Consider the following 13249-nt stretch of genomic DNA (forward strand, 5'->3'; position numbering starts at 1 on the left):
TTGACGGCCTCTAGAAGTGCGTCAGGCAGTGCGCGGATCGTTCCACAGCAAACAGTTGCTGTGCTAGGAACGCAGCTCCCGGCGTGTGCTCGCTAATGCGACCAGCGGCCGCCAAGGTAACGGGCGACACAGCCCCAAGATAAATGGAGGCGAGGTCGGCGACGTCCAGGCTGAGGTCGGGCGCCTCGCCTGACGCTTCCGTCACGACGGCGGCAGCACCGCCGTCGGACTCCAGAACCCAGGTGCCACCCGCCAAATCCAGGGAGTCCGTCACCTCCAGCACCAGCCTGCCGGCAACGGGGAAGCTGCGGGCCTGCAAGGCAGCTGGTGTATCCAGGATCCTGAGCCACAGCATGTCGCGGATCTCCGAGGCCTCAATGCACCTCGGATCTTCCAGCGCCCACGCAAGAGGGTCATCCACCGGCGCTTCAACCCACGTCACTTCGTCGATGAGGTCAATGCTGCCCAGAAACCTCCACAGGTCCATGTAGGCCGCATTGCTTGCGGCCACGAGGTCCACGATCTCCATGGTGAACGGCTTGTGGTCCCAGCCCTTGAAGCGGTAGGAAACGTAGCCATCCAATGATCCGGAAAGGTCATAGTGCAGGGCGCAACGAACGGAGGTGTCGGGCTTGCCGTCGTGGCCGATGGAACCGGAAGCGAGAAGCCGGTAGTATTCCTGCCGGTCAATGGAACCCGGCGAGAGCCGCTGGACACGTTCAAAGACCTGCGGTGCCACGTCCAGGAGCACGGACGGATCGGCGACTTCCATGGTGCCTTGCGGCAGCCCCCGGAGCCTGAACCGAGGGCCGGTATCAACCTTGATGCTTCGCTCAAAAGTGGCCACGCCAAAGCCAAAACGGCCGTAGATGGACGCTTCAGACGCCGTGAGGGCGGCCATGGCAAGGCCGTCATCCTTGGCAGCTTCCAGATCGGCGGTCATCATGCCGCGCAGGATTCCGTTCCGCCGGTGCGTGCCGCGGACCGTCACGGCGGTAACGAGGTTGGACTCAAGTTGGCGGCCAAAACCAATGTTCAAGGCCTTGCGCATGGTGGCGTACGTTGCCACGGGAACCTCTGAGCCAAGAGAATGCTCCGGCACGTTGCCGTTGACGTAGACGCCCGTCAGCTCGCGCTGATCTGTTTGATAGGCCGCCAAGGTTCTGGCGAGGTATTCATCGTCGCGCCGTTGTTGGTGGAACCCGTGGGATACGGCCTGCACCCAGGTGGTGCAGCGGCTGTAGCCGGCGTCATCTGGATCAGCTACGGCAGGGAATCGTTGAACGGTGTACTTTCCGGACTTGTTTTCATTGGGATCGGCCACGCCATTGAGCCTAGCCAGACGCCGGAGGGCGCGCCACCATCTCGGCGGCGCGCCCTCAGGCGTTCGCTTGAATCCTTGGCTGGACTCAACAAATACGTGCCTGGCTTAGTGTCCGGCCTCGTACCAGCTGGAACCGACGCCAATCTGGACATCCAGCGGCACTGACAATTCAGCAGCCGAGCCCATCTGTTCGATGACCAGCTTCTCCACGGCTTCGCGTTCTCCCGGCGCAACTTCCAGCACCAGTTCGTCGTGGACCTGGAGCAGCATGCGGGACTTGAGTCCTTGGCTGGCGAGTTCGGCCGAGACGCCCAGCATGGCGCGCTTGATGAGGTCTGCCGCTGAGCCTTGGATGGGTGAGTTCAAGGCGATGCGCTCGGCTGCTTCGCGGGCTTGCCGGTTGGTGCTGGTCAAGTCCGGGAGGTAGCGGCGGCGGCCCTCGATGGTGGCTGTGTAACCGTCTGTCCGGGCCTGGTCCACTACGCCGCGCAGGTAGTCGCGGACTCCGCCGAAGCGGTCGAAGTAGTCCTTCATGAGAGTCCGGGCTTCATCCACGGAGATTTCCAACTGCTTGGATAATCCGAAGGACGTCAGGCCGTACGCCAGGCCGTAAGACATTGCCTTGACCTTGGAACGCATGGCACTGGTGACTTCGGCCGGCGCAACGTTGAAGATCCGCGATCCCACGAAGCGGTGGAGGTCCTCGCCATCACGGTAGGCCTGGATGAGGGCCTCGTCCCCGGAGAGGTGCGCCATGATGCGCATCTCGATCTGGGAGTAGTCGGCCGACAGCAAGCACTCATAGCCGTCGCTGACGACGAAGATGCCGCGAACGCGACGCCCTTCTTCACTGCGGACCGGGATGTTCTGCAAATTGGGGTTGTTGGAGGAGATGCGGCCTGTTGCTGCAATGTTCTGCGCATACGTGGTGTGGATACGACCATCATCGGCAACGGACTTCTTGAGGGTCTCCACCATCTGGGCGAGCTTGGAAGATTCCCTGTGTGCCATGAGCTGGACCAGGAATTCGTGGCCGGTCTTCTCCAGCAGCCCCTTCAGGGACGCGGCGTCGGTGGTGTAGCCGGACTTGATCTTCTTGGTCTTGGGCAGGCCGAGTTCCTCAAACAGGACGGTCTGCAACTGCTTGGGCGAACCGAGATTGACCTCGTGTCCGATCGCGGCAAAAGCCTGCTCCTGAGCGTTCTCGATGACCTTGGTGAGGTCGGCGAGCTGTTCGTCCATCCGGTCGGTGGATACGTAGATGCCGGTGAGTTCCATCTGGGCCAGCACGCGCGCCACGGGGAGTTCCAGCGTGGTCAACAGGGCGTCGGCCTTGATGTCGGCAAGTTCGGTTTCGAAGTGTTTGCTGAGTGCATGCACGACGGCGGCATGCTGGACGAGCGCTGCTGCGGCAGCTTCGTCGGTGTCACCGGAAAGGTCCAATTCCAACTGTCCGGATTGGGCCGCAGCAGCGGCCAAGGAGATCTTCAGGTGCACTTGGGCCAGCTCAGCGAGGTCGTAGCTGCGGCGGTCCGGCTGGATCAGGTAGCCGGAGATGGAGGTGTCATCCACCACGCCTTCCAAGCCGAGGCCACGGTTGTGGAGGGCCTTGAGTGCAGACTTGAACTCGTGCAGCACCTTGGCTTCCTCGGGGTCCTGGAGCCACCGGGACAAAACCGACTCAGCTGCGGCGTCCAGGCCCGTTAGGTCGATGTAGGCCGCACCGTTGCTCCTGACGACAGCCAGGGCACTTGCGTCATCACCGACGCGTCCGGGTACCAGTTGGACCGCGAGTGCCGAACGCACGCCGGATCCAGCGGCAAAGAAGGCCTCGAGTCCCGGGGCGTCCTTGAGGACGGTGTATTCCGGGGTTTCAATGGTGTCCGGGGCCGCTCCGGCGGTGTCGTCACCGTAGAGATCGAACAGCCGCGTCCGGAGAGTCCGGAATTCGAGTTCCTCAAAAAGCTCCTCGATCGCCTGGCGGTCCGGACGTGGCTCGTGCAAGTCAGCCAAGGTGAGGGGTAGGTCGAGGTCGGTCAGCAGCTGGTTAAGCCTGCGGTTGCGCTTGACGTTCTCAAGGTTCTCCTTCAGGGCGCCGCCCACTTTGCCGCCGATGGAGTCTAGGTTTTCCAGGATGCCCTCAAGGCCACCGTAGAGATTGATCCATTTGGCCGCGGTCTTGGGGCCGACGCCCGGAACGCCGGGAAGGTTGTCCGCGGTTTCACCCACGAGGGCAGCGAGGTCAGAGTACAAACCGGGCTTGACGAAGTACTTTTCCTCAATGGCCGCAGCATCCATCCGGGGGATATTGCTGACACCCTGCTTGGGGTACAGGACAAAGACGTTGTCATTGATGAGCTGGAACGCATCCCTATCACCGGAAACAAGCAGCACCTCAAAGCCTGCGGCGTCGCCCTGGGCGGCCAGCGTGGCCAGGACGTCATCGGCTTCATATCCGGGCATGGCAATGGTCCTGATGCCCCAGGCTTCCATGACCTTGGCGATGAGGCCGATCTGGCCGGCGAACTCGGCGGGGGTGGCGTTGCGGCCGCCCTTGTATTCGCTGTACTCAGCCTTACGGAACGTGGTGTCGTCAGAAACGTCGAATGCCACGGCAACGTGGGTGGGCTTCTGGTCCTTGATCAGGTTGATCAGCATGGAAGTAAACCCATGGACAGCGTTGGTGTATTGCCCCCTGGCCGTAGAGAAATTCTCCGCAGGAAGGGCATAGAAAGCCCGGAATGCCATGGAGTGGCCGTCCAGGACCAGCAGCCTGGGCCGGCCCTCCCCCGTAGTGCTGGTGGTGGTTGATGCAGAGGGGGTGGGTGCTGTAGCGATGGCAGCAGCTTGGGCCGTTGGAACCTGGTCCGGTTTGGTTGTTTCACTCACAGGTGCCAGCCTAGTTGGCATGATGGACAATTTCACGCCGAACCGGTTTGTCGACGAGCTCAATGAAGCAGGTGTCCCCGAAGAGTTCCACGATTGGCTCTCAGCGCATGGCGTTGGCGCCCTCGTGGTGAAACTGGGTATCCGATTCACGGAAATGGGTGCGGAGCGCACGGTGGCCACTATGCCGGTGGAAGGAAACACGCAGGTGGCAGGTATCCTGCACGGCGGAGCCCACGTTGTCCTTGCAGAGACCTTGGGGTCGTTCGCTGCATCGCTTCACGCCGGCCGGGGACGACACGCCGTAGGCATAGAGGTGGGCGCAACCCACCACCGTTCCGTTGCCAGCGGTATCGTGACGGGCACCTGCACCGCCATCCATCTGGGTGGCACACTGGCAACGCACGAGATTGTTATCACCGATGACAAGGGCCGCCGGCTCTCAACTGCCCGGATCACTAATATGATCCGGGACAACCGTCACTGAAGCCGGTAGTGAAGTTCAGCCGCCGCCCCACCAAGGATCTTGGAAGAGACCAACTCAAGCGGCGCCGTCGGGCCGTTGAGCGGCAGCAGCCGTTTTCCCGCGCCCAGCACCACGGGAATGATGGTGACGATCATCTCGTGGAGCAATCCGGCGTTGGCGAACTGAGCCACGAGGTGGCCTCCGCCCAACAGCCAGACGTTCTTGTCGCCTGCATCCTTGAGTAAGTCCGGTGCGAACTCGCGGACGTCGCCACGGACAAAGGTGATATCCGCTCCGGCCGGTGCTGAGTACTCATGGTGGGTGAAGACCCAGCATGGGGTATCCGGGTACGGCCATTTGCCGGGTTCATGTTCCATGAGCCAGCGGTAGGTGTCGCCGCCCATGGCGATGCATCCAACGCCCGCCATGAAAGATTCGATGCTCTCATTGACTCCCTCAGCTTGGTCGAACTGGAGGAGCCAGCCAAGATCGTCCTCAGGCGAGGCGATGAAGCCATCAATGGTTGACGCTACGTAATACTGGAAAATCGCCATAGCCTCAGACTAGGGCAATCCGAGCCGGCCAGGACAGTGACCGGCCATTACGGTGACCGGACTGGGCAGCGACCGGACTGGGCAGCGACCGGACTGGGCAGCGACCCTGACTCATCAGCGGGCTGCGGGATTGGCTGGCTTACCCGGGACGACTTTTTTCGGAGTCGTACGCGGCGATGAACTGGGCGTCTAGGGCTCCTTGGCCGGTTCAGCAGCAGGTGGAAGGGTGCTGCCAGGCACGGCAGGATCCACGTAGAAGAACGTCACCGTTCCGGCAACCTCCACCGTGTCTTTGATGGAGATCCGGATGGATTCCCTGCCTTCAGCGGGCGGCATCCGCAGGTATAACGCTTGGTAGTCCCCTCCCCCGGCCACAATGTCCGGAACTGTGGGGACGCCATCAAACAGGACTTCTCCTACCCGCACGTAGTAGCCGTCCAAGCGAACAATAGTGCCCCCTGAGGTGGGTCCCGATGCGCGGGGCATGCCAATCACTGGCCGCAAGTCCTCGTCCACTACGGTCAACCTCAGCAATTGCCGGGGGCACGCTTCGCCGGGACCGGGTTCCGCCTCGAAAACAGATCCGGGGTTACTGCGGTACTGAGCAACCAGAAATGCCGATGTGGCCGCCACCCGGAACTCAAGGCACTGCTTTTGCGGGATTCGCGGGGTCCTGGCCACGGCCACGGACGCTTGCTGCCAGTCGTCCTGCCTTCCGGTTTGCAGGGCCCTGCACACCGCCGCGCCCGCCTGCCAGACGGCAGCATCTGCTGCGCCCTCAACGCTCTGGACCAGCGCATCGCATTGGAACTGCTGCAGCATGAGGTACCGCTGGCCAGGGGCGGGATCATCTGACCCAATGGGCCCGGTTGGCAGCCAACTCACCACGGTGGGCTCCTGCGGGGGCGCCTCTGCGGTTTCCTCGGACTTCGGCGCCCGCTCGGGTTGACTGCCGCTGCGGGGACTGCCGGTTGGTCCGACGCCGGTGGGCTGTTGCGGCGCCGATTCACTTTGCGGCGTTGCGGCCGGCGGTGGGCTGGTCTGGACAGCGTCCGGTGTTGAGGCGGCCTGCGTGGCGGTGGCTTCAGCTGAAGCTTCCTGCGGTGATGTGGCCTCTGGTGAGGCGGCCTGAGCCGTGGACGTCGCCGGGGGTGAGACGGACGTCGAGTTGGGCGTGGAGATGGAGGGGAGGCCGTCGTTTCCGGAAGGAAGGCAGGCAGAAAGTCCCAAGACGACGACGGGAACCAGCACCAGTCCAATGAGCTGGTCCCGGGTAAGGAACGTCATGACGGCCCCACATCTGCCGGTTCAGAATCACGCAGCTATGTGCATAACTGCACTGCTGATTATTCTCCCTGGAGGACCTCACAGCCAGAAAACAGCGGCTACTTTCCGAAATAGGGCACAATCAGGTAGATGCCGAAAAGTACCGCGGCTGCGCAGAACGCGAAGCATACGTAGGCCAATGAGCGCACCAAAACAGGCGACTTTTGCTGGGCGTCACCGGCGATGGCCGTTAGGCGAACGCCCAATGAGTAAAGCACCACCAAGGTAACGGCGGCCACGAGGGTTACTCCCGCCACCTGCAGCAATTCCAACCATTTCATCGCTGCACATCCTCGCTGGGGGTTGTCTTTCGGGATTTCTTCTTCTTGCGGAACCGCACGGCATGGCCGGCTTCTTCAACTTCGACGGCGTTGTGGTGGCCGACGTGCGACTTGCGGGAAACGACGAACATGAACAGCACCGCGGCAGTACCCACCACTGCGGCGATGATGACGCCAACGACGCCGATGCTCACCAGGAGAGCCGTCAGCGCGCCGACGATGGCAGAGGCCGGTAGCGTGAACAACCAGCCCAAGGCAATCTTGCCCGCAGTGCCCCAGCGGACAGATGTCCCCTTTCGGCCAAGGCCTGAGCCAATGACCGAGCCTGATGCTACCTGAGTGGTGGAAAGGGCAAAGCCCAGGTGGGATGAGGCCAGGATGGCAGAGGCGGTGCTGGTTTCCGCGGAGAAACCCTGTGCCGGCTTTACCTCGGTGAGGCCCGAGCCCATGGTGCGGATGATGCGCCAACCACCTGCGTAGGTACCGATCGCGATGGCGAAAGCACAGGCTGCAATAACCCAGAACTGCGGACCGCTGCCCGGAGCCTGAGTGCCTCCTGCGATAAGCACCAGGGTGATGATGCCCATGGTCTTCTGGGCGTCGTTGGTTCCGTGTGCCAGGGCCACCAGGCTTGAGGTGAAAATCTGTCCAGTGCGGAAGCCGCCACGTTTCTGTGTGAGCTTGTCGCCTGTTTCGGGATCATGCCGGGAGGTGAGGGCATAAGCGAGGCGGGTGCAGATGTACGCGACGAGCCCTGCTATGAGCGGCGCGAAGATGGCAGGCAGGATCACCTTCTGCAGTACTGTCTCAAAGTTGATGGAGTGGAAGCCGATGCCCACTACTGCTGCGCCGATGAGGCCGCCGAACAGTGCATGTGACGAACTCGATGGCAGGCCCTTGAGCCAGGTGATCATGTTCCAGAGAACAGCCCCCATGAGGCCGGCAAAAATGATGTCAGGGGTGATGTGGATTCCCTCTGACCCTTCCCGGATCAGTCCACCGGAGATGGTCTTGGCCACTTCCGTAGAGAGGAATGCGCCGACGAGGTTGAGCACGGCAGCCAGGGCGACAGCCGTCTTGGGCTTGATCGCCCCCGTGGCGATAGGCGTAGCCATCGCGTTGGCAGTGTCGTGAAACCCGTTGGTGAAGTCAAAGAATAGGGCCAACGCTATTACCAGCGCGACCATGAAGGTGATATCCACCTGTTGCCCAATCTGCAGAGTCGACGACGTTCAGCAGTTTCACTTCCCCATACCTGCCATCCACAGCATAGTTCAGCAAGTGTTCAACTGACTCGGCTTGCGGTGTTCACTCCGGCGGGCTTGAAACCTTAAGAATCCTACGTGCCTTCCGGTGAGCGGACAAACGTGCCGGGGCTCCGGTTCACCCCAGGTAAGCCCTGACAGCCTCGAGGTCGCGACGCGATAGACCTTTGCGCGGATCCGGTGAGATGCAAAGCACACGATCTTGCTGGTATTCGGCCCAGGATCGGGCCTCGGACTCCTGGCTGAGTTGGTCGTCAATCCATATGATCCGCTCACTTCCGGCGCCGGCCAGATCCTTTTGAAGGGCCACCAATTTCCACCACTCATTGCCCTCATCCCAGCCCAGGCTGGAAAGCACCGGCCAGTCCTGTCCGTTCAGGCCGATGGCGGGGCATAGAAACTCCGGCGCGAGGCCCTCCCAGGTGGTCAGCCACACAAATCGAGCATCGGGGTGAAGTGCAAGGTCATTGAGTTCAGCGACAACCTCCTGCGCAAAAGCGACATCCAGGATTCCGGCGTCGGCGAAGGTCCATTCGCTTCCCCAGTCCGTGGTTCCGAGGGGACTGAAGGGGTTCACCACGCCGTCGACGTCCAGATATACGGACACAGGTGCATGAGTGTCTTGACGGGCATCCATGGCCACTCCCCTTCCCCAACGGTTGAGATTCAGCCTACGCGAGAACTTAGCTACAAACCGGAGCTGGATACTTTGCGTAAATCAATACCTTGACGTGCGTCATGCAAGTGATATTGTCTCAGCATGGAAAAGCCCACAGTCCATTCCGCCCAAAGCGTCCGCGATATCGAGGACAGTGTCCGCACTGATTTCCGGCATGCAATGTCTTATGGCGGGTATCTGGACCTCGACCGCCTGCTGAGCTCCCAGCACCCCCTCAGCGAGCCAGAGCACCACGACGAGTTGCTGTTCATCATCCAGCACCAGACCAGCGAGCTCTGGTTGAAGCTGGTTTTGCATGAATTGCTGGAAGCCCGGAGGCTTTTCGACGCCGACAATTTGGGCAAGGCGCTCAAGTGCATCGCCCGGGTCAAGGCCATCCAGCGAACCATGACTGAGCAATGGTCCGTCCTTGGCACCCTCACGCCCCGCGAATACGCCCAGTTCCGCGGCTTCCTGGGCAGTTCGTCAGGGTTCCAGTCGTATCAATACCGCGGCGTGGAATTCCTGTTGGGCAACAAGAACCGCGGGATGCTGCGCGTCTTTGAAAGCGAACCCGAGGCTCATGCGTTACTCAGCACGCTCCTGGAGGAGCCCACGTTGTATGACGCTTTCCTGAACGTCCTGGCCCGCGCAGGTTACGACATCCCCGCCGACATCCTGGCCCGGGATACCAGCGAGCCGTGGACCTTCCGTCAAGACCTCGTACCCATCTTCCAGAAGATCTACGAAGCGGACGACACTCCCTGGGGCCTTTACGAAGCCTGCGAGGATCTTGTGGATATTGAGGACAACTTCCAGGCCTGGCGGTTCCGCCACCTGAGGACAGTCCAGCGCACCATCGGCTTCAAGGTAGGCACAGGCGGATCGTCGGGAGTGGACTTCCTGAAGCGCGCCCTGGATCTCACGTTCTTCCCTGAGCTTTACGCCGTCCGCACCGAGATCGGCAACTAACCAGACGCCCGGCCTCTGCCGCCCAACACTTCCGCAGGAGGAACCATGACAACAGCACAACAAACCCAAAAACCGACGTCGGCCGAACTGGATGCCGCTGATCCCCTCGCCGCCCAGCGCGAGGCCTTCTACGCGCCCGACGCCGATCAGCTCGTCTCGTATTTGGACGGCAACTCACTGGGCCGCCCACTGAAGGTCACCTCCGCGAATCTGGCATCCTTTGTCCACGACGCCTGGGGCAGCCGCCTGATCCGCGGATGGGACGAGCAGTGGATGGACGAGCCCACCGCGGTAGGCGACCTCATTGGTGAAGTGACCCTGGGTGCCGCTCCGGGACAGACCACTGTGGGTGACTCCACCTCGGTGATGCTCTATAAAATGATCCGCGCAGCCGTGGACGCCCAGCCGGGCCGCGATGAGATCATCATCGACCGCGACAACTTCCCTACCGACCGATTCATCATTGAGGGCATCGCCAAGGAGCGCGGGGCCAGCATCAAATGGATCGCTGCGAACCCTGCCAGCGGTGTTCGTGCCGAAGACCTGGACGGACTGCTGGGTGAGCGGACGGCAGTGGTGGTCCTCAGCCATGTAGCCTACCGCTCGGGGTTCCTGGCCGACGCCAGGGGGATCACGGAAAAGGTGCACCAAGCCGGAGCACTGATGCTTTGGGACCTTTGCCACTCGGTTGCTTCGGTGCCCATGGAACTTGACGCATGGGGCGTGGACCTCGCGGTCGGTTGCACGTACAAATACCTCAACGGCGGACCAGGCTCACCCGCCTTTGCCTACGTCAACGCCTCTCAGCAGGATCGTTTGCAGCAACCCATATGGGGTTGGATGGGTGCCGATAATCCCTTCGGAATGACGGAGTCATACAAGCCCGCGCAGGGCATGCGCAGGTTTATCACCGGAACACCGCCGGTGCTGGCCATGCAGCCGATGAAGGACATGCTGGAACTGATCGCCTCGGTAGGCATGGACGCCGTGCGTGAAAAATCGGTCAAACTGACCGAGTACGCAATCGCGCTCTCCGAAAAGCACTTGGTGCCACTTGGTGCGGAAATCGTAAGCCCCCGGAATCCTGCAGAGCGAGGCTCGCACATTACCGTGGACCACCCGCTGTTCGCCGATGTCACGGCCAAGCTCTGGGAAAAGGGCGTCATCCCGGACTTCCGCCCCCCGCACGGCCTCCGCATTGGCCTGTCGCCCCTGAGCACGAGCTACGCCGAGGTTGAGTTGGGAGTCGCAGCCATCCGCGATGCCCTCTCCGAACTGCTGTGAGCCGGTGATGAGTGCCGTCCTTGACGACATGGACTCCCGCCCCGGGAGTACAACCTCGTTGCTGCGCACAGTCGTTGGCCTGTATCTGCGGGACGCCGGAGGCTGGATGTCCACCAAGGACATTGTGACCCTCATGGAAGCGTTGGGGACTTCCGGAACAGTAACCCGGACTGCCCTGGGCCGGCTTCGCAAGAAAGTTGTGGTGTTGCAGGAATCCCGCAATGGTGTGCCCGGGTTTACGTTGACCGAGGGCGCCGCAACCATGCTGGCCCGCGGCGACCGGAGGATCTACAACCCGCGGAGTATGTCGGAATCAGATCCCTGGTGCTTGATTTCCTTCTCCATACCGGAGACCGAACGCGAAAAACGGCATCAATTACGCCGCAGGCTGCACTGGATCGGTTGCGGTACGGTGGCTGCCGGACTGTGGATCTGCCCCGATTCGCTGCGTCCGGAGGTGGAGGAAATCCTCACAGATCTGGAGCTACGGACCATGTCCACCATCTTCGTGACGGAAACTCCGCTGGTGGGCGGCACCCTTCAGGACGCCGCGTCCAAATGGTGGGACCTGGATGCGGTAGCTGCACTGCACAGGGACTTCATCCACGAGCACGGATCAGGCAGCGGAAACGGCGCCGATGCCCAAGGGCAGTCCGGCCAACCCGTGGAGCCTTCACCTGAGGCCTTTGCTACGTATGTGCAGTGCATCGACATGTGGCGGATCATCCCGTACCTCGACCCCGGACTGCCGTCGGCGTTCCTGCCTGAGGACTGGCCCGGGGCCGAAGGTACTGCCCTGTTCAGCCGGATAGTTGATGCCTACGCGGAACCGAGCGGGGAGTTTGTGCGCAGCATGCTGCGTGCTTCCTGATGCAGTTGCTCCCGAAGCCTACTTCCCGTTCCGGGACGCGACGCCCTGCCAGTACGGCTCCCCGAGGTCCTCAAGGGGTGTCTTGGCGGTCTCCCGGGAAGAGAACGCAGCTACCCCTGCGATAACCATGCACAGGACCCCGAAGCAGGCTACGGGTAGCCAGCCGTCGCTACCTTTGCCGAGGAGCAAACCTGCGATCAACGGCGCGAATCCGGCAACCACCAAGCCCAGCTGGTTGCCCAAAGCCATCCCGGAGTAGCGGACGGGGGCGGCAAAGAGTTCAGCGAAGTAAGCGGGCCAGATCCCGTTGAAACAGGAGTAGAGCAGTGTCATGTTGACGAACGCCGCGGCGAAGACCAAGAAGATGTTGCCGGTGGATAACGCCGCGAAATAGGCGAAGATGGTCACCGAGCAGCCGATGGCCGCCGTCAGGAGCAGCGGCCGCCGGCCCACCCGGTCAGAGATCCTGGCGGTCAAGGGCATCACAAACATGGACAGGCCGATTGCCACGGCATTGACGGTGAGAATGGATGCTTTATCGAATCCCGCCGCACCTGTGGCGTAGGACAGGCCGAAGACAGTGAAGATGGTTTGCATGACCGACATGATGGACATGCCAACCACCCGGACCACATCTGCCGATTGAAAGCGCAGGACTTCCCGGAGCGGCATGGGCGCAACTGACTTGCGGTCCTTTGCTTCTTCGAACACCGGGGTTTCGTCCAAGTGCGTCCGCACCCAGTAGGCGATGGCCAGAACCACAATGGAGAGCCAGAACGGTACACGCCATCCCCAGCTCATGAGGGCTTCAGTGGGAAGTGCGGCCACGGGAATGAAAACAAGCGTGGCAAGCACCATCCCTGAGGCGTATCCGGTCATGACAAAGCTGGTGAAAAATCCACGCCGTCCCTCGGGAGAGTGTTCCAGGGTCAAGGTTGAAGCACCCGCAGATTCGGCGCCGGCGGAAAAACCCTGAGCAAGGCGCCCTGCCACCAGGAGGATGGGTGCCCATACCCCGATCTGGCTGTAGCTGGGTAGGAATCCGATGCCCAGGGAAGCAAGTCCCATGACGCTCAACGTGATGAGCAGGACCTTCTTCCGGCCCAGTTTGTCACCGAAATGGCCCATCACCAGCCCGCCCACCGGACGTGCCACATAAGCCACGCCAAAGGTGGCGAATGCACCGATCAAGCCGACTGCGGGGTCATCCGAAGGGAAGAACAAAGGACCGAACACCAATGCCGCGGCTGAGCCGTAAATAAAGAAGTCGTAATACTCAAGTGTGCTACCCAGGAAAGAGGCCAAGGCCGCTTTTCCGGGTGTCTTGCGCAGCGCAGTAGACTGCTGGGTTGTGCTGGACAT

Annotated in this window: 12 protein-coding genes; 4 read left to right on the plus strand and 8 right to left on the minus strand. The window is 61.6% G+C overall.

Translation table 11 applies throughout. The features are described 5' to 3' along the window. Positions 1-10: 10 nt before the first annotated feature. Both HAV21_RS05520 and polA read right to left on the minus strand, forming a co-directional pair. Positions 11-1324: a GNAT family N-acetyltransferase gene (locus HAV21_RS05520; protein ID WP_166840793.1), complete on the minus strand. Its 1314-nt coding sequence runs from the start codon at positions 1322-1324 to the stop codon at positions 11-13. Positions 1325-1429: 105 nt separating this feature from the next. After that, a complete protein-coding gene (gene polA, locus HAV21_RS05525) occupies positions 1430-4072 on the minus strand; it encodes a DNA polymerase I (protein WP_243753142.1) in 2643 nt (880 codons plus the stop codon). Positions 4073-4232: 160 nt separating this feature from the next. Here polA and HAV21_RS05530 point away from each other — a divergent pair, with 160 nt between their 5' ends. Continuing rightward, the gene (locus HAV21_RS05530) at positions 4233-4697 is read left to right on the plus strand and encodes a hotdog fold thioesterase (RefSeq protein ID WP_142939265.1); all 465 of its coding nucleotides are present in this window, start codon (positions 4233-4235) and stop codon (positions 4695-4697) included. Here HAV21_RS05530 and HAV21_RS05535 read toward each other — a convergent pair. The 5 genes from HAV21_RS05535 to HAV21_RS05555 form a co-directional block, all read right to left on the minus strand. Then, positions 4691-5230: a dihydrofolate reductase family protein gene (locus HAV21_RS05535; protein WP_166840795.1), complete on the minus strand. Its 540-nt coding sequence runs from the start codon at positions 5228-5230 to the stop codon at positions 4691-4693. The two genes, HAV21_RS05530 and HAV21_RS05535, sit on opposite strands and share 7 nt — an antisense overlap. Before the next feature lie 189 nt (positions 5231-5419). Further along, entirely contained in the window at positions 5420-6517 is a 1098-nt protein-coding gene (locus HAV21_RS05540) for a hypothetical protein (protein ID WP_166840797.1), read from the minus strand. Between the two features lie 98 nt (positions 6518-6615). Then, positions 6616-6837 carry a hypothetical protein gene (locus tag HAV21_RS05545; RefSeq protein WP_142939268.1) on the minus strand — a complete coding sequence of 74 codons (222 nt, stop codon included), beginning with the start codon at positions 6835-6837 and terminating at the stop codon, positions 6616-6618. Continuing rightward, complete coding sequence (locus HAV21_RS05550; RefSeq protein ID WP_142939269.1) at positions 6834-8039, minus strand: inorganic phosphate transporter; 1206 nt, start codon at positions 8037-8039, stop codon at positions 6834-6836. The genes HAV21_RS05545 and HAV21_RS05550 overlap by 4 nt, the downstream gene beginning before the upstream one ends. Before the next feature lie 181 nt (positions 8040-8220). Continuing rightward, positions 8221-8739 (minus strand): HAD domain-containing protein, encoded by a 519-nt coding sequence (locus HAV21_RS05555; protein ID WP_166840799.1) that lies wholly within the window; start codon positions 8737-8739, stop codon positions 8221-8223. Between the two features lie 123 nt (positions 8740-8862). Here HAV21_RS05555 and kynA point away from each other — a divergent pair, with 123 nt between their 5' ends. The 3 genes from kynA to HAV21_RS05570 are packed head-to-tail and all read left to right on the plus strand — an operon-like array spanning position 8863 to position 11887. Then, positions 8863-9732, plus strand: coding sequence for a tryptophan 2,3-dioxygenase (gene kynA, locus HAV21_RS05560; protein WP_166840801.1), 870 nt, complete (start codon positions 8863-8865; stop codon positions 9730-9732). Positions 9733-9777: 45 nt separating this feature from the next. Continuing rightward, positions 9778-11016, plus strand: coding sequence for a kynureninase (kynU, locus tag HAV21_RS05565; protein ID WP_166840803.1), 1239 nt, complete (start codon positions 9778-9780; stop codon positions 11014-11016). A 7-nt stretch (positions 11017-11023) separates the two neighbouring features. Further along, positions 11024-11887: a PaaX family transcriptional regulator C-terminal domain-containing protein gene (locus tag HAV21_RS05570; RefSeq protein WP_208095900.1), complete on the plus strand. Its 864-nt coding sequence runs from the start codon at positions 11024-11026 to the stop codon at positions 11885-11887. 18 nt (positions 11888-11905) lie between these two features. Here HAV21_RS05570 and HAV21_RS05575 read toward each other — a convergent pair whose 3' ends face one another. Beyond that, positions 11906-13249, minus strand: coding sequence for an MFS transporter (locus HAV21_RS05575; protein WP_166840807.1), 1344 nt, complete (start codon positions 13247-13249; stop codon positions 11906-11908).

This window comes from Paenarthrobacter sp. MSM-2-10-13, from assembly GCF_011605365.1.
Lineage (GTDB): Bacteria > Actinomycetota > Actinomycetes > Actinomycetales > Micrococcaceae > Arthrobacter.